Below are 17,295 nucleotides of genomic sequence, written 5' to 3'. Positions count from 1 at the left end.
CATACCGAGGATTGGCAGAAAATTTATTGTTTCGTTATCTATTCGGCAAGCTTGTACTTCCCGTCTTTCATCTCTTGGAAAGTGGGGTTGTAACCACATTCTTTGACAGACCATTGAGATTCTCCTGTTAGAACATTGTTTTCAAACAGGTATTTGAAAGAACTGAAATCGCTAACATCTCCTTGCCCGCTTATACTAATCCCTTTTACTGATTTGAGACCTGAAAAATCAATGGACAAAATACCATTAGAACCAAAATCAGAATACGGGCATGTTATTGAAAGATTTTCGGATATTGATTCTACGTTAGGATAAGATACTTTATCTACTTCCATACCAAACATAAAAGAAGATGTTGCAATATCAAACTTCCCATTTATCGTTTTTAATTTGGGACATAGAATATTAGTAGCCTCAATCTCAAACTTAATTTGTTCATCAGCTCCATCCGTTCCAATGCTTTCCAGATTGGTAAACTCAATATCATTCTTAAGATAAGTAGTCGTAACTGAACATGAACCGAGAATCTTTTTCAATGACGGGAATGCAATATTATTGGCATTTGAATTACTTCCTAAGGTTAAGGTCCCTCCAATTTCCTGCAATTTAGGAAATTCGATTTCCGCCGCCGTATTAACACTTCCCGAATTCAATGCAATAGTCATATCTCCTGCCACACGAATAAATGGCATGACAAATTCTTTTACATAAGAATAATCTTTGCATTGGAAGTCACCCTGTATATTTGAGATTCCTTCCAACGTAAATTCTGTCAATCGACAGGATTTAGGAAGTAGAAGAAGGCTACCGTTAAATGTTTCCGGTCCTACTATTTTATTTAGTCGGGCACATTGTAGGGTAAGTGTATTTCCGTTAAAATTTATCTGGGACAAATCCAGCTCTTCTATGAGCAGATTACTTAATGTCATATCACCGAGTACATCTTTCAAAGAAGCTATATTGAGTTTATTGACTTTATTCGCATCCACACTGGTCTCTCCGCAGGAAATAAGACCGGGAAGTTCAACAATGGAAATCTCTTTGCAATTTTTTATAGTCAGTCCTCCAACCGAATGTAATTCGGTCATTGCAAGACTTCCGATGGAGGACATATCGGAGAATGAAGCAGTACCGACCACGCTTTCCAATGCCGGTAGATAAATTCCTTGCAGTTTGGGAAAATATTGGATTGTAAGTTCATTCCCGATCTGTTTTAGTGCTGAGAAAACAATGGCTTCGGTTGTCGCTGATTCTTTTTGCGCTACCGAACCTTTGACAATTAAGGAAGCTCCGACAGATTCAACGGCATTTGCATCCAAATCAAGTAAAGCATCGGAAGTTATATACATATCCTCACCAATGAACTCGACTTTGGGTATAGATATTTTTTCAATGACAGAACTGTTAACGACAAAATCACCGGTCACTCCAAGCAAAGAGGGCAGATTAACCGTTTTGAGCATTATGTTTTTACTGGCAGAAGTTGTCGAACCTAATTTGAAACTTCCGAGTTGTTCCAGATTATCCAACCCGGTCAAATCCGTTCCTTTGTAAGACGGATTGATGACAAGGGAGTTACTGATTTGTTTCAGGTTGGCAAGTCCGTCCAGATTGGTGATTTCTTCTCCGTCTGCCGTTCCGATGGTCAGGCTGCCTTCGATTTTGTTTATTCCTGTCTTTGCAAAATTATCAACCTCGGCTTGCGTGGCAAGTACTACGCTGCCGCTCTGTTCGATGTCTGTATATTGATAAGTATAGGAATATACTTTGCTATCCTGCATTTTGGAGGTAACTACGAATTTCCATTCATTCTCCCAATCCTCTATGGTCGATGGATTCGGGTTAATAGAGGCTCCCTCGCAAAGGGCATACTCTACGGTAGCCCCTTTCAGACTGGTATTATAAGGTATCTCAACTGTAATCTTGTCCCCGACTATCATGGCTTGATAGGTAATGCCATCTACAGTTAGAGCAAACTCGGAGATGAAGTGATCCTTGCCGTCTATTCCGCTTACTTCAGGGTCGTCATCACTACATGCAGCAAGGCAGAGCGTAGCGAAACAGAATAGGATGAAATGATATATTTTGTTCATAATGAATTTTATTTGTCGTTATTGTTGTTTTCATCACAGAACTTGAAAACTTCCGTGGAATTTTCCCCTAACCATCCGGCTTTTACATTGACTCCGGTCTGCACCTTGATAAAGTCGATATGGGAAAGGTTTGCAGACGTGCCGTCGATATTGAGCGCATCGGAAATCTTAAAATAGTTTCCAAGTGCTCCCGCGTTAGGATTGTCTTTATTGGGCATATCATCACCAATATTATCGGCATATCCCCACCCGAACGGATTATTGGACCACATGCCTGTCGACGGGCTTTGTTCGGTACGTGCTTTCAGGCATGTGCCGTATAACGTATAGGAATCCTCTTCAATCCACAAAGGATAATAAAACTCTTGCGGGTGATAGTTGCCGAGACGGTCAATCGCCCCTTTATTTCCCTTGTTGTCTTGCCATTGGGTGTCCATGTTGGGACCGGGACGGAAATAAGTTACGGCATAGTCCTGAATGGTTTCGGGTTTTCCATATTCAGAACCCTTCAGTTCATACCATTCATCGTTGGGCAAGCCGTCTCCATTGACATCTTGCATTACCCATACAATGCCCGGTTCATTTGACGAATCAAAGGCATTTCCTTTGATGGAAAAATCATAACCGCCTTTGTTTTCGATACTGTGGTCGAATCCTACTACGATATATCCTCCCCAACCTCCGAGAGAAACATATTGTTCATTATCAAGACGTTTTTGTGCGTAAGCACAGGCTGCTTCGTGCGTGTTTTCCCCATTGAAACCTGCTGTATTCGTTTCGTTTACAAATTGTCCCGGAGCCGGAACAAATTCATATACTTTATTGCTGTAAATGGAATTTCCGGCAGCAAAAGGTCTTTTTCCGGCCGCTTCACAACATTTCACCGGAATATTGACACTGACTTCATCGACACCGGAGACCGAAATATTACGGGTGAGCACTGCTTTTGTATCTTGATTGTCGTATTTCACAGTAAAGGTAAGCGTGTGTTCTCCGGTTTTAGCGGGTTTGAAACCGTAAACCAAAGAATTGGCTCCCTCAATCGGTTGCCCGTCCAAACTCCATTGATAAGAAGGCTCGGCACTTATTGATACAAAGGGGCGGACAAACAAAGTACGTCCTAATTCTACGTATTTGGTATTATTCTCGGTAAAATATAAAGATGACGGAACTACGATTTCAATCGGAAGTTTATCGACAACCTCAATAGAAACTGTCTTCTTTGATTGTCCGTCTTCATTTGTTACGGTTAAGGTCAGTTCATAAGTTCCCAACTCATCTTGCTTGAATGTATAAGTATTTTCCGTTCCGACTTCGTTTCCGTTAAGAGTCCACAAATAAGTAGCTCCTTCTGCATTTTGAATGTCGGGTGTAAGGATATACTCACGTCCTGCGACAACTTTAAGCCCTATAGAGGGGGTTACCAATGAAATAACGGGCGGAGCCAATTCATTGACATCCACACGAATTTCTTCCTCTGTGCTGGCATCCCTCGTATCCACACGCAGGGTAACGTAATACGAACCGCATTCGTTGAAAATGTATTTCAATTGAGGCTCGTCGGAAATGATACGACCGTTGCATTTCCATGAATAAACGGCGTAATCGACATTCTGATAGGTCGGCTCAATAACGACCTCTTTTCCTATCTTTACAACATAGATTCCGTCTTCGCTGTCCAATTCAATGACAGGAGGCACGGTCACGTCCTGCGATATTTCTTCGTCTTTGTTGCATGCAAATAGAAATATCGTCAAGGAGAATAAAAGCAAATTCTTCTTCATTATATTTATAATTTTAATGCTGAAATTCCCTTGAAGAAAGTATTTGATTCCAATCTCCATTGGGATATAATAAAAAGGGGCAAATACTTTGCACTTGCCGTTAAAAAGCATTTGCCCCAAATTCATGTTATTCGTTTACGGTTACATCAATATCGTCTATAGCAACGTAAGCAGGAGTGTTCAATCCGTATGCGCTTGAATCGCTTCCTTCGAAATTGATAGCTACAGTACATACGCTGTCACCTAAACCGCTTAAATCCACTTGATTCCATCCGGTACGGATTTTATTGGTCAAACCTGATTCTGCATCTTTACTGGAATCGAAGTTTGCCAAATAGTATTCTACTTCCTTACCTGTAGGTTTACCCGTCGCATCCAACGCAACAAATACCACCTTAAACCATCCTTTTTGTGCCGACAAAGAGCCTTGTGTAAACGAGTTGCCATCCTTCATGACTAAGTAGGTATAAGTCGTATTACAAACCCATACGCTGTTGAATTTACCATATTTCGGTGTACCCTTGACAGGAGTGTTTGTGGTAACGACTCTGTAGCCGGTTGCATCGGTCAGGTAAATCTTCGCACATTTGTCATAGGTTGCTTGTGAATCATTGTATGAATCGCTATAACCGAAAGCTACAGCAAAATTTTTACCGCTATGACCGCCGTTGGGCCAGTACACGCTACATTGGTTTTGATAATCCCCCTGTGTCAGATTATGGAAATTAGAGATGGCAAAACCACCATTCCAAAATTCATATTCCCAAGGCTGTCCGCTTACCCATTCTTGTTCCAAATAGTTAATCGGGAACTGAATGTACGTACCGGTTTGCCCGATTTGAGTGATGTAGCCGGTCGTTACCTGCTTGCCGTTGGCCGTGGCAGAATAGAGATTGTTTCCATACTGGTCAGAAGCCATTACGCTGGAAGGTACGTTATCAAAATCGATAAGCGCATTGGTAGAACTTATCGCGCGGGTTTGAATCGCACTCTCCTCATACGGAGCAAGGAAGTCATCGTCGGATGAACATCCCGTGAACACTGCGGCGGCCATTGCTACAACAGCCATTGCCAAGAATCTAAAATTCTTTTTCATAACTTAATTATTAAAAGTTAAACAAAAAGTTTAAACACACATTCGTTTTTATTGCGACAGATTTGCAACGAATGAGAAATCGGTTATCAAAAAGAATATAGGTGCCTGTGGACGAGCCTCTGTTCATTTTAATCTAATGCCAATTATCCCGTGGTCACTAAATCTATCTCATCAAGCAGGTCTTCTGGCTCATCCCGCTTATCGCGCCTTCCCAGCTTTCACCAGTGGCAAAGAGTGCGATAAACTTTAATAGGACTTACAGCTGCGAGTACAGCTCCGGATTTTCACCGGGATTCCCTTTTAATTCCGTTCGACGCTTCGATTGGAAACTTGACTGGTGCAAAGTTAATGGTTATTTTTTAATCTTGTTTCTTTTTCTGTGATTTTTATTTCAAGAAAGGATTATTTTATGGCGCGAATTGTATTTTCATGTTAATCAAGCATTTATAACAACCACGAATAGTCTTTTCCCCTTATGAATAATAGCGTTTCTCAATTATGGTCTCTTTTCATCTCACGTCGGCAATTCTCTTCGGAGAGATTTTATATGCAAAGGTACAGCGTGCGTCTGGTCGTCAAGTATCGCTTTCACTAACGGTTCCCGGATATTCTTCACGGCAGCCTTCCACAAATCGAAGATTGACTTTCACTCCCCACCTCGTTGCAGGGCATAGTCGGACGAGCCTGACTGTGCTCTTACATTGGGCGGTTGGGTATTCCGTTTCATCCCGTACACTGTTTACTTGCCTTATCCGTCCTTTTCCCGCTGTCAGTCCTGCATAAAAATCATTCCCCGACGAGAAGCCAAAAGAGTTTCAAGAAAAGGAAAAAAAGAAAATATTTGACAATCTAAAATTTACAATTATGCACAGCAGGATTTTTCAAATTTCAACGGAGCCGATAGACAAAGAAAACTATCTGAATGAGGACACACTCCAGCAAGGAGACGGGAGCTTCTATGACTATTGTTCAGAAATAGACGAGGAAGACCGTAAAGAGGATATTGCCAATTTGGTCAATCATGCCTTGCCCAAAGGAATGTTCGAGCTTATATCCGATGACACCATGCGCTATAATGGTGGAATAGAGCAATGGAAAGAGGAGTATGTCGCCAATATCAAAAAAAGAGCGAATGCTCTTACGGCAGATAATATGTTGGAATGGGGTTCGACCTATTATCTCAAACAGGCAGTGGAAAATCCGTTGGATGTCGCCTATCATTTCTATTTGGATGGCGATGGCTGCAGTCTTTTGCCGAACAGTCCTTTACGTTTATGGAGTTTGTTTGTAGGCTTGAACCGGGAACGATACTCTACATCGGAGGAGTTGTTGATTACCACTTCTGATGTTTGTCCGAAACATTGGCAACCACCCGCCTCAAAAGTGGGTGGTTGCTCTCTTTTTTGCACAGGCTCCCCGGTTACTTTTATAAATATGCTCTGCAGAGCTTCCGCCACCGGTTTCACAGCCGGTATATTCCTGTTTTAAGGGTATAATCCCTTCACAGCCCCGACATACGCCGCAGGTCTGTTTTCGTGTGCAAAGGTACGGTGGACGAACATTGCCCAAGTACCGCTATCGCTACCTGAAATAAAATTTGACGACAACTTTCCGTAATCGGAGATGACGGTATTTCATAAAATTTCATTGCAGGTTCCTTGCTCATCGTTCTTGCATCCCCCCGTTTGTGACGCACATGAAAACAACCCCTTTGGGCGAAGTCAAAAGGCTTCAAGAAAAGGGAAATAAAAAAAACAATAAATCAAAAGACAATGAGCAAGTACGATTTCATCAAGCAAGGCAACCTCCTTTTTTGGCACACTGCCGATAATGATATAGAATGTCGAATTATCTCAACTCCCGAAAAAGTGGATAGTGACAGCATCATCTTAATCTCAACAAGCTCTTCCGAGACAGAGGTTTTGGCATCGGAGTTATTACCTATTGGCTCATCAAGAAGCCACAAAGAGGAGTTTATGCGCTGGAAGAAAGAGCGTGAAGCCGAGGGCATGGAGTTTTTCAGCCGGTTGTCCGAAGTCATGGAAACAGACAGTGATTTGGCTGTAGGCGATATGGTGGCGTTTACAAACGACTACGGGGTGGTATTTGGCCCCAAAGAAGTATTAGCTTTCAGAAAACCTTGGAATGGCTATAGATGCGTATATATCGACAGTGATGCTTATTGGTTTCCAGACCGTCCCGAACAACTCACCATACTCAGCAAAGGAGGTACAGAATGACAACAAACGACATACTCAAACGACTTTGCGGCAATATTGCCGCAGGTCGTTTCAACTGGCGAAAATACTGCACGCCGCAATCTTACTTCGGTTGGGAGATTTGCGTTACCCCTCTGCATTGCTCTTACGGACAGATAGGCTACACCGTTCATTTCCCTTATACCAATATACCGGAAGTGGAATACGATTGGGAAATGGGCAAACTGACCATTGACGGCGAGAAATGGAAAAGTTATTTGCGGAACGAATAATAATAAATATCAATATGGCACAGAATTTTTATACCAAATGGCAGGACGCTATACTTGCAGATGCAGGAGACTATGTTTCAAAAGAGTACCGCAGTTTCCAGACAGCATTGGTGCGTGAGATTTCCAAATATGCCGCAGCCGTTGGTGCAAAGGTGGCTTCCAATTCAAAAGGGCATTATGACACCTCCTGCTTCATTGAGCGCAACGGCAAGTTCGTTTACATCAGCCACTCTTCCGGTCTGTCACGAATGGGCAGCGGCGTAAGAATTGAACTCGATTCGTTTCTGATACGGACAGCTCAAAATGGAAAGGACTACCGAGGGGGATGTAACCAGTATTGCGACATAGCAAATTTACAGTCTATGATAGACGGTTTGTTGGGGAAATAAACTGCAAAAAAGATGCGGAGCCAACCAGTTCCGCATCTTTTTCTTTCCATCCTTACCGGCGCATACCGCTGCCGTATTCTGCCTCTTGTAGTTCTGCCCGATACTCTTCCAGCTCGTTCAGCTTCTCGTTCACGGCTTGCAGATTGGCATCCAGCCCGACATTGTGGTCGTAAGGGAAACGATGCTGCGCGACCAGCCCGGCATTGGTGGGTTGCCCGACATCAAGCGTATCGGATTCCTTGTTATATTCGACATATAGCACTTCACCGTTCGGCATCTCGAAGGCCGGAATCTTTTGATACGCCAAAGCGGAGAACTGTTCCGCCGCCATCTCCCTGGCAACCCCTTTTATTGTATCTCCGGCGATATCGACACCGTAACGCCGGATATGGTCTCGGATTTCCTGCTCCGTGAATTTCAACATCACCTCGTAGGTTCCCCCGACACTCCCGTTGTACACGACAGCGAAATTCTCATCCTCGGCAATAAGGCTGTCACCCTTGTTGTTCGTGGCCGATAAATAAGTATGCTGTTCGTTGATGCCATTGCCGTCGTAATACTCCTTGGCAAGCGTCAGCAATCCCTCGTAATCGCCTTTCTCCCGAAGTTCGTCAAGCTGCCTCGTGTCATCCGAAAATTGGAGATACGCAACAGAAGAATAAAATGTATTCTCCTTTGCTGCCGCTCCGTTTTCCTGCTTCTCGCCGACATTTTGTTCCAGTTCTTGCGCTATCTTATCCACCTTCTGGGTAATCATCGAGGTTGCCCTTTTCACGTCCAGAAGCGTTGTCTTGATGAACTGTGGCGATTCCTTCAGCTCATCAAGCCAACCTTTAAGATACGCGCAACTGTCCTCCTTGATATGCTTGGTCATGCCGTAACGCTGTGCGACCAGTGCGCTGCCTAACTCTGCCACCAGTTCCTCACGGGCATATTCAGGAGAACCGAAAGTAGTCGGCTTGAACCTGTCAAGTACGTTTTCCGCTCCGGTGGAGTGCGTCATCTCGTGGAACAGTGTCCCGTAGAACGATTCTCCCGATTTGAACTGCTCCTTTTCGGGTACGATGATTTCGTTCTTCGTGATGGAATAGTAGGCGTCATTCTGATATTTCGGCGTAATCGGACAAATCCACAGGTTATCCCTTATCATCGTATCGACTGGGGCAAAACTGAAATGCTCGCCCTCCTCGATTGCCGGACGCGAATTTTCTCGCTCCAGTTTTTGCCACAGCTCCGGTCTCGCTTCCTGCAAGTTAGTTTGCGCGACATTGAAGACCCGGAACACCTGCATCTTCGGATAGACATTGTATTGTTCCTTTTCGTCATCGGAGAGTTTCTTGTAATCGTCATACTTGATTTTCTCCTTAGTCTCCTTATGGATACAAGTGAACGTGGTGAGCATGACCGGAAAGGATTTTTCACCACGAAGCACGGAGACACGCGGCAGTTCCTCTCCATCCTTTCCGGGCTTATTGAGCTTCTGAACACAATCGAACGTGCAGAAACGGGGAATCTTGTACCCTTCTTTCTCGCAGTGCAAAAGCAGCATAAAAGCATTCATCCCGTTGTACTCGCGCCCGTGAAGGTTGCGGGGCCACTGTAGCGTACCCTCCGTAAACCAAGGCTTTTTCCAGTCCTTTTGAATGCCCTCGATTTTCTCGATCATCATTTCGGCGAACAGGTCAAGAGCCTTGTCCTCGCTGTTCGGTCCGTCGGCATTCTTCTTTCTGTAACCGGCCATAACCCTTATTGATTATAGTTAGACGAATCCGCCACATATTGCGTCAGTTCCTCCATCTTGCAGGAAAGGTTGATTTTCCCGTTGTGTGCCGACAGGTTCATTTCACCTTTGGCATCCACCTTTACACCCGGCTGCAACCACGCTTCGCGCTCCTTACCGAAACAGAAGAAGCGCACCCACTGGTACTCGAAGCCGTCATCGACCTTCTCTGCGCTAAACGCCGAGAACACCGTATAAGGCTGGTCTTTCTTATCCCTTTTTTCCTCGATGTTCTGGCCGACCTTACCACGAAACACCAGCTCGCCCTTGACGCAATCCGCATCATCCGTAGCGGCATTGCAGATTTCATCGGCGAACAGGTTGAAATATAGCTTGTCGCCCCGGCGTTTGAGATACATCGTACCCCTCACTTCTACACGGGAGCCGTTCCGATAACCGGCGGCTTCCTCCTGACAGCCCTCCTTGCGGACATCCACCTCGATAGTGTGCCCGCCACCCGTCGCCGGAATCTGTACCCGGAGCGGAAACACCAGAAATTCTTTCTCTTCTTTATTCTTGCGAACCGACGCATCGCGGCCGATAACGCCGCATACCGTAACATTACATTTAATCATCTGTTTTTTGTCTTTAATGATACATGGATCATCCGGACAAGTGATACATGGGTTGATTGATGTTGAACTGTTGTAGAGTGCGGTCAGTCGGGTGCGCGTATCATCGCCCAGACCATCCATCCGGCGATGGCTAATTGCACGCCCACGACAACGAGCGTCCCGATCCATCCCAACAGCAGGTAGCAGAACCGGAGGTGCAACGCAAGGAGGGAAACTCCCGCCAGACACTTGCATAGCTGTATCATCACGCATTTTATCATATCGCCATGCCTTTATCTTCGCAGGTTTTCCGTTTGTCCCTGTTGCCGGGTCATCCCCTGCTCAAAATTCTGTGAGGCCGCTTCCGACAGGATAACCGTATTCAGCATACCGGTTACACGCATCTGTTTGGCCTCTTCCGTGAGTGTACCGTTGTTCAACGTGGCAGACAACCGGTTCAGCTCGGAAGCGGTCAGCTCCCGCGAGACATGCAGTTCCCCGTTGTCCGCTTTCAGAATGGCCTTGCCGTTCTCGCCGATAGTCAGGTCGCAGTTCTTCATATTCGGCAACAACGGCTTCAGGTCGATGGTACGAAGATCCATCGCGGCGGATATCGCCGTCTTCTGTTCCTCTTCCTCCCGGTTATCAATCTGTGTGGCTAAAAGCATCAGGGAGGCGAAAGCGGTCATCGCCATCTCCACAATCGGGTCGTTGCATCCCGATATTCCCACACCGCTATCCTCCGACGAAAGGAGTTTTTTCATCCATCCGTCTGGCGAAAGGTTCTTTTCAGGCACGGTATCTTCCGCCGCCTTGTATTTGACGAGCAGGTCATTTCCGTTGTGCAGCATTTGCAATTTGATATGTCCTTTCTGTGCGATTTCAGCCAGATACGCCGCAGGGTCTATATCCCGTTTCGTCCCGTCGGCATAGATATTCTTCACACCGAAATGCAGATGTTCCCCGGTCGTCCGTGTCCCCGTATTGCCCGATGTGCCAAGCCGTCCGCCTGCCTGTACCGTATCGCCGACCTTGACGGAAATCTCCTTGAGGTGCATATAGGTACATTGTACCTTGCTGCCGTCCGTCCGAGCATATTCCACCGTCAGCGACTTGCCGCCGGGTGTATTCTTGTTCTGGTTTACCGCCACGACCTTGCCGCCGCTCTCCGTAGCCAGTACCGCGTCGGCTTTGCAACGGATATCCACGCCCTTGTGCATCTGTTGCTTTGTGCTGTCCAACGGGTCTTGCCGTGTTCCGAACGGAGAGGTAATGAACAGAAATTCCTCCCGTTCCACCGGGAACGAATACCCCGTTCCATGTTCCGCACTCTCGGAAGTCTGGAGCGGATTGTGTTCCACCCCGAACTGCCGGCCTTGTGCCGTCATCTCCTGCATCACCTGTCTGTCATACTTCTGCAAGCCGTTCTGCTCAATGATTTTCTGCAGGTTCTCGGCATACTTGCCGCCTGTGGCGTAACCGGCTTTCTCAATGCTTTGTGCCCAGCCCTTGTAATCGTCCGGGGAGAGTTTGAAGCAACCGGCATAGCGGCTGTTCTCCTTCAAAAAGCGGGAATGATGCTCGTATGAATCACCCACGCTGTCATAGCTGCAGAACTTTTCATTCGGCTTATCATCGGTGTAGATTCCGTATTTGCCGCCTTCGGCAATCCACGAGGAAGTTGCCTTGATGCCGAAATGGTTGTTCTCGTTCCTTGCCAGACGGCTCTGTCCGTTGCTGCTTTCCAGTATGCCTTGCGCCAATGTGACGGAAGCCGGGATGCCATACCTTCGCATCTGTGCCATCGCATAATCTGCGTATTGCAGTGCATATTCCTGATTCTTGGTCATAATCGTCACTCCTTATCTATGAATACCCCTATGTGTTTCCTGCTCGTCCTGCCGTTTATCCTGTAGCTCTATCTCACTGATGGCGACACGCTCACCAGCACGGACAAGTTTGGGCAGATAGCTGTCCAGTTGCGTCCTTGGGAACTCTGCGAAAGCCGAAAATCCACGTTCCGGATATTTCTTCATCGTAATCCCCAATATATCAGCTCCCTTTGCCGCATCCTCATTATAAAGCCGATAGACTTCTCCTGCACGAATCAGATACAGGGCGTCGGGATGCTTTTCCTTGAGGTTGTCCCAAAACTGCCGTTTCGGAGACATATTTTCATCATTCGTCTCTTCCGACCGATTTTCCGCCACCACCTCATTCTGTTGCCGTACCTGCTCTTCCGCTTTCTGTTCCCCGACGGATTGTCCCTTTTGCAGCACATCGGCAAACAGCGTAGCCGCCAAATGCCGCTTGTAGCCGTCACGGTCTTCCGCCACCCACATCCGTTGCCACTGCTGTGGAGTGACGCTGCGGGGCTGCAGCTTTTGTCCGTCGATGGTTGCCACACACTGGATTCCATCCTGCCTGGTCTTGAAGATGGCAACACGCTGAATACGGTTCAGGTCAATCTCCGGCGTATCGCTGCCGAACAAATCCACTTTCAGGTCGGGTTTGACCTCCGCCAGTGCATAATACTTGTGCGCCAGCTCCATCCGTACCTTGTCGATGTTGTCCATCGCCTGCTTGAGCGTGGAGAAAAAACGGTTCACATCCTCCTTGTCGGGATAGACGCTGTACCCCTCCTTGTTTTCCGGCTTGATATAGAGTGCCCAACGGTTCTTGTCATCCTGAATCATCTGCACGGCATCGAACCCGACCTCATTCGCCCGTCTGACAGCTTCCGACACGTCCAGCGTGGAGAGCTTTTCCAACGTGTAGTTCCTTAACCGGGCCAGTGTCACCATTTTTTCATTGAAATAGCTGTCATCGGGTCTGTAACCCAATGCACCGTCAGTATTATAGAAACGCACCTGCTCGATACCCTCTTTCTGCAATGCCCGTTCGATACGCCCCTTGTTCATGCCGGGAATCTCGTTGTTCGCCTCGGTCGAAGCTCCTGCCGGCAAAATGACATCCGCCGATTTCGCCTCCCGGTCGATGACGAGGACGATGCTTTTCGCCGCCTTGTCCGGGTGCTGGCGGATTTCATTCGCCACAAAGTAATGCTTGGGCATCTGTTCCTGCATGGTCGTGGTCTGCCGTCTGTTTCGCAGGGTGGCGTACTCAATTTTCTCGCCCCGTTCCGCTTTTCGGATAACATCAAGCGCATTGTTCACGTCGCTTTCGAGAGCGTCCATTATACACGGGTTTTCCTTGAACTCCCGACACCAGTAATCCACCGTCTTCAGGCTTGCATCGGACAAACGCGCGGGCAGTCCCAGTTCCAACATCTTGATACCCGAAGCCAGTTCCACAACCAACCTTTCATATTTTACCGCATCCTCTGACGGAGCCACACCATTCTTCATGACCATGCCTTCACGGGCAAGTCGTTGTTGATGTCCTGTGGCACTCACGATCTGCCGCAAGGCTTCCTGCACATAATCGTGGTAATGCTCAAAATCCTTTTGGCGCGGCATATAGACCGCATCTTTGTCCGTCTCGTAATGAGGAACTCCGCTACCGTCCGAGCGCACGGGAACGAGGTTGTCCCGCATCTTCAATAGAAAGTCGTTGAACCGAGTGCGCAACCTGCGGTTGTCCGCCTCGGCATATCCTCTTTCCTGAACACTGCCGTCCTGCTTTACCGCATCCTCGTAAGCCGGCTTGTCCACGTAGGGCAACGTCGTCTGGTCGATATTGAAAAGCGTGCGGATTTCTCGGTTGTGGACACCCTTGAACTGTGCCTTCTGCTCTTCGTCCAATTGGAGATAGGCGGTACGGTCGATGGTTTCATTCGGATTGTTCCGGTTGACATACTTGTTCCAGTTATAGAACAGGAACGGTACGCCCTGCTCATGCTCCCGTACCGCAGCCCCCCGTGCCTTGGTTTCACTGTAAAGCGTGAACAGGTTGGTCTTGCATCCGTTATTGTCCGAATGCAAGGCCATAAAGAGGGCATTGAACGGGCTGGCCGAGACCCCTTGCGGATAGAGCCGGGGAAATCCCTTGCCCGATACGTTGAGCCAATGGCCGCCGGCGTTCGATGCCCCGCCCAGTGCGGCAGACAGCAGTTCCGTCTGCTTTTCTTCGGCTTTTTTTTCGATTTGCGACTTTTCTTTCATATCATCATGCTTTTATTGTTCATGGATTTATTGGATGCCCCGTGTGCGCACAATCGTCTCCCGCTGTCCGTCGTCGTAATTCTGCGAGGCAATATGGCGCAACTGGTCGCTCTTGGCAAGCACGGCGTTCGCCAGCGTGTTCAGCGGCAATGCCCCTGCACGGTAAGCCTCCGCGACGGTCGGCGTGAGCTGGATGGTACAAGGCACACGGTCTATCGTGGCGATGAGCGTGCTGCCTTGCAGTACAGGGTTTACGATACGGGAATTGAGCGGTTCGTCGGGATAACGGCGGTACTGGTTTTCCGTATGCACGTCGGCGGACGGCATGGGACGCCCCAACGCCTCGTGTCCAGCCTTGTTCAGCAAGTTCGCGCCGCCCAGACCGACAAGGAGCATCTTCAGCAGCGGGTTACGCACGAACAGACCGGCCACAATACTCGCTATCGGCAACAGGTTGTCCCCAAAGCGCAACGATTGCGTCTTGCCGGTAAAAGCTCCCAGCAGGATGTCGGGCAGCATGGCCATGACATATCCGAGGTTGCCCGTGATATCGCCCAATCCCTCTAATCCCAATGTACCGAGCAATCCGCTCCATCCGTTCGTGTTGGTCTGCACAGCCTCTCTCTCTTGCTTTTCTTCCTCATGTGGAATAACCACCTGCCGTTCCTCTTTCTCCACTTTTTCCCTCTGTTCCATTTCCGGCTGTGTTGATTCCTTTGTGGATTTTACAGCCGTTGCATTCTTATATTTCTCCAAATGCTTCAAATAGGCTTCTTCCTGTCCGGGAGCGACGATGAGCGGCACATCCTTGTACCGTTCGGCACGTTCATTTTTCTTTTCAGGGTGTCCGGGCTTTTCGGACATTTGGAAAGGGGTAAACTTTGGTGTCTGCATCCACTCCAAAAAATTAAAGTTCATCACAGGTATTTTTTTCTTCAACTGCTCGTTGGCCGCCACAATAAGCGCACTATCACCCGTCTGTACTGTTGCAGCCTCCTTACGGAAGTCCGTAAACACGTTCCGTTCGCTACCGAACACACCTTTGCTGATACATTGCTCCACAGAGAGCTTGGGCGACTTTTCAGGCTCGAAGCGTGAGGCGACTGCCGAGATAGCCACGTCCGCCCCGACAAACTTTGCCAATGTCGCCCACGAACCTGCGCCACCCATCATGACGGCATCCGCCGTTGCGCCCAATACCCGACCCGCACCTTTTTCCCATCCTTTCGGACGGTAGGCCGCTTCGCCCCGTGCCTCGATTTCCTCAGCAAGCGGCGAGCGGTTCAAGGTCTGCGAAAGTCCGAGCAAGCTTGATTCTGCGGCTTTGCGGATGATGTAGTCGGCTGACGATTTCGGCATTCGCTCCTTGACCAGCCGGTCGATCATCAGTTCCTCTACCCGGTAGTCCATATAGGCGTAGGCAAGGTCACCGCCCAATTGTTCCGACAGTTCGTTGTACCGTTCACGCCCGATTTCCCGCACGACGGTATCGCGCCATTGCCCGGCCATGTATGCGAGGTCTTGCTGTATCTCCTTGGAGCCGGTAATCTCCGCCTTGCACATTCCGATGTAGTCCTCCGTCGTCTTCGAGTTCCATTCGCCCGTAACCTTGAGTACCTGGTACGGGTCGCCCATCGGCTGTGCCGCAGACGCCATTGCGCTGAGTATGCCGCCCAATGAGGTGGAATACTCCCTCATTTCCTCGCCCTGCTTCTTCGTGAGGAAAGCCTGCGTTTTCGACATGACGGGAGCGAGATGGCAATGGAAATAATCGCTCACAAGACGTTCTATTTCCGCGAATTGCCGGCTATGTCTGATTCCATCCATGTTGTGTATTATATATTTATCTGTTTCAATAGCTGTTCTTTCGTCTGCTCGATGGCGTTGTGGTAAACCTCCATCTGCCGGGGAAAGAACTCTTCCAGCCATGCGTCCTTTTCGATGTTGTCCTGCATGAACCGTATCGCCTGCTCCCGTTCGATTTCGACGGATGTCTCGCCCTCTTCCCGATTGTTGAACCATGCCTTGGTCCACCAGCGCACACCCGCCCGGTCGGGATAGACCGTGACAAGCCTCGGTATGTCGAAGCTCTGTATGTCGATGTCCAGTTCCGCCAACGGGTCTATGATGCCGCCATAGGTCAGGGCTTCGTCATGGAGTTTTTTTTATGTCGCTGCTCGCAGTGGAGAGGTACACATCATGCCGCAGGGCGAGGTAATGCAGGAAATCCGCAATAAGGAGGTTCTGCACCTTGCAGGCCAGCGGCATGGCCTTGTGTCCCAGTCCGAGCGGATTGGCCATGCTCGGCATATTCTCGTAGAAATACTCCTTCATCGCGCCCACCGTGAAGATGTGGCGTAGCGACTGCTCCGTATTCCGGGGCAAGGTGTATGCTCCATGCCGCAAATCCTCCATATAGTGCGGCAGGAAGTGCAGCATCAGTTCCTCTATCTCCCTTTTGTCCCGTTCATAATCGGTTTTCAGTTCCATCTCCAAGCCGGATAAATAGTCTGTCTCGTGTCCGCCGGCCTGACGCATTGCCTGTATGTTCCCGTACAGCATCGTCAGGAACTCCAGCGGGTTCAGTTCCTCGCCCTTGAAGCGGACGGTCATGTGCAGTTTGTCACCGCTCAAAGCTACCGTCTGTCCGGCCTTTACACGCTGTCCGAATTGAGCGAAGACATTGGACAGATTTCCGTATGTCACCTCATACTCCCCGTAGCGGATGGTCTGGCAGATGCCGTGTCCGGAATCGTTGCCCACGCCCGACACAATGCCGCTGGCGAGGGCAGAAAGCATATAGCACCGCACGTTGAAGTCAATGCCGTGATGAAAGAATTTCTCGCCCGTCGCCGGGTCGGTCTGTTCGCCGTAGCCGAGCGACAGCTCCACGTCTTTGCCCTGCTGTTCCTCGAAAGGCATACAATAACCGCTATCGGATTGCAGGATCATTTCTTCTGTATATTTCATGCTGTTTACCTATT

Annotated in this window: 13 protein-coding genes, 2 pseudogenes and 1 riboswitch; of the genes and pseudogenes, 4 read left to right on the top strand and 11 right to left on the bottom strand. The window is 48.3% G+C overall.

Annotated elements, in window-relative coordinates; translation table 11 throughout:
• Window positions 1-38 precede the first annotated feature (38 nt).
• Genes HMPREF9720_RS13075 through HMPREF9720_RS13065 form a run of 3 tightly spaced genes read right to left on the bottom strand, consistent with a single transcriptional unit; the run spans window position 39 to window position 4,973 of the window.
• Window positions 39-2,093 carry a DUF4971 domain-containing protein gene (locus HMPREF9720_RS13075; protein ID WP_009598905.1) on the bottom strand — a complete coding sequence of 685 codons (2,055 nt, stop codon included), beginning with the start codon at window positions 2,091-2,093 and terminating at the stop codon, window positions 39-41.
• A gap of 8 nt (window positions 2,094-2,101) precedes the next feature.
• A complete protein-coding gene (locus tag HMPREF9720_RS13070; protein ID WP_083817627.1) occupies window positions 2,102-4,003 on the bottom strand; it encodes a PKD-like domain-containing protein in 1,902 nt (633 codons plus the stop codon).
• A gap of 1 nt (window position 4,004) precedes the next feature.
• Window positions 4,005-4,973 (bottom strand): DUF4465 domain-containing protein, encoded by a 969-nt coding sequence (locus HMPREF9720_RS13065; protein ID WP_004320565.1) that lies wholly within the window; start codon window positions 4,971-4,973, stop codon window positions 4,005-4,007.
• 157 nt (window positions 4,974-5,130) lie between these two features.
• Window positions 5,131-5,322: riboswitch (cobalamin riboswitch) on the bottom strand.
• Window positions 5,323-5,837: 515 nt separating this feature from the next.
• On the opposite strand from HMPREF9720_RS13065, the pseudogene HMPREF9720_RS13060 reads away from it, so the two are divergent.
• The 4 genes and pseudogenes from HMPREF9720_RS13060 (at window position 5,838) to HMPREF9720_RS13050 (ending at window position 7,853) form a co-directional block, all read left to right on the top strand.
• Window positions 5,838-6,319, top strand: a pseudogene (locus tag HMPREF9720_RS13060) (hypothetical protein).
• Window positions 6,320-6,745: 426 nt separating this feature from the next.
• Window positions 6,746-7,213 (top strand): hypothetical protein, encoded by a 468-nt coding sequence (locus HMPREF9720_RS13055; protein WP_004320562.1) that lies wholly within the window; start codon window positions 6,746-6,748, stop codon window positions 7,211-7,213.
• A complete protein-coding gene (locus tag HMPREF9720_RS15260; protein WP_004320560.1) occupies window positions 7,210-7,464 on the top strand; it encodes a hypothetical protein in 255 nt (84 codons plus the stop codon). Before HMPREF9720_RS13055 ends, HMPREF9720_RS15260 begins: the two co-directional genes overlap by 4 nt.
• Window positions 7,465-7,478: 14 nt before the next feature.
• Window positions 7,479-7,853, top strand: coding sequence for a hypothetical protein (locus tag HMPREF9720_RS13050; RefSeq protein WP_004320558.1), 375 nt, complete (start codon window positions 7,479-7,481; stop codon window positions 7,851-7,853).
• Between the two features lie 52 nt (window positions 7,854-7,905).
• On the opposite strand, the gene HMPREF9720_RS13045 is transcribed toward HMPREF9720_RS13050, so the two are convergent.
• The 8 genes and pseudogenes from HMPREF9720_RS13045 to HMPREF9720_RS13015 form a co-directional block, all read right to left on the bottom strand.
• Window positions 7,906-9,594, bottom strand: coding sequence for a zincin-like metallopeptidase domain-containing protein (locus tag HMPREF9720_RS13045; RefSeq protein WP_005680013.1), 1,689 nt, complete (start codon window positions 9,592-9,594; stop codon window positions 7,906-7,908).
• Between the two features lie 5 nt (window positions 9,595-9,599).
• Window positions 9,600-10,208 carry a hypothetical protein gene (locus HMPREF9720_RS13040; protein ID WP_004320554.1) on the bottom strand — a complete coding sequence of 203 codons (609 nt, stop codon included), beginning with the start codon at window positions 10,206-10,208 and terminating at the stop codon, window positions 9,600-9,602.
• Window positions 10,209-10,291: 83 nt separating this feature from the next.
• Window positions 10,292-10,468 carry a hypothetical protein gene (locus HMPREF9720_RS15700; protein WP_004320552.1) on the bottom strand — a complete coding sequence of 59 codons (177 nt, stop codon included), beginning with the start codon at window positions 10,466-10,468 and terminating at the stop codon, window positions 10,292-10,294.
• Window positions 10,469-10,480: 12 nt separating this feature from the next.
• On the bottom strand, window positions 10,481-12,037 hold the full coding sequence (locus tag HMPREF9720_RS13035; protein ID WP_004320549.1) for a glucosaminidase domain-containing protein: 1,557 nt from the start codon (window positions 12,035-12,037) through the stop codon (window positions 10,481-10,483).
• Window positions 12,038-12,049: 12 nt separating this feature from the next.
• Window positions 12,050-14,311: a zincin-like metallopeptidase domain-containing protein gene (locus HMPREF9720_RS13030; protein ID WP_004320548.1), complete on the bottom strand. Its 2,262-nt coding sequence runs from the start codon at window positions 14,309-14,311 to the stop codon at window positions 12,050-12,052.
• 27 nt (window positions 14,312-14,338) lie between these two features.
• On the bottom strand, window positions 14,339-16,138 hold the full coding sequence (locus tag HMPREF9720_RS13025) for a hypothetical protein (protein WP_004320545.1): 1,800 nt from the start codon (window positions 16,136-16,138) through the stop codon (window positions 14,339-14,341).
• An 8-nt stretch (window positions 16,139-16,146) separates the two neighbouring features.
• The gene (locus HMPREF9720_RS13020) at window positions 16,147-16,428 is read right to left on the bottom strand and encodes a hypothetical protein (protein ID WP_004301295.1); all 282 of its coding nucleotides are present in this window, start codon (window positions 16,426-16,428) and stop codon (window positions 16,147-16,149) included.
• Between the two features lie 23 nt (window positions 16,429-16,451).
• Window positions 16,452-17,281: pseudogene (locus tag HMPREF9720_RS13015) on the bottom strand (M23 family metallopeptidase).
• Window positions 17,282-17,295 lie beyond the last annotated feature (14 nt).

This window comes from Alistipes sp. HGB5, assembly GCF_000183485.2.
GTDB classification, from domain to species: domain Bacteria; phylum Bacteroidota; class Bacteroidia; order Bacteroidales; family Rikenellaceae; genus Alistipes; species Alistipes finegoldii.
This window is presented reverse-complemented; position numbering and strand designations above follow the sequence as displayed.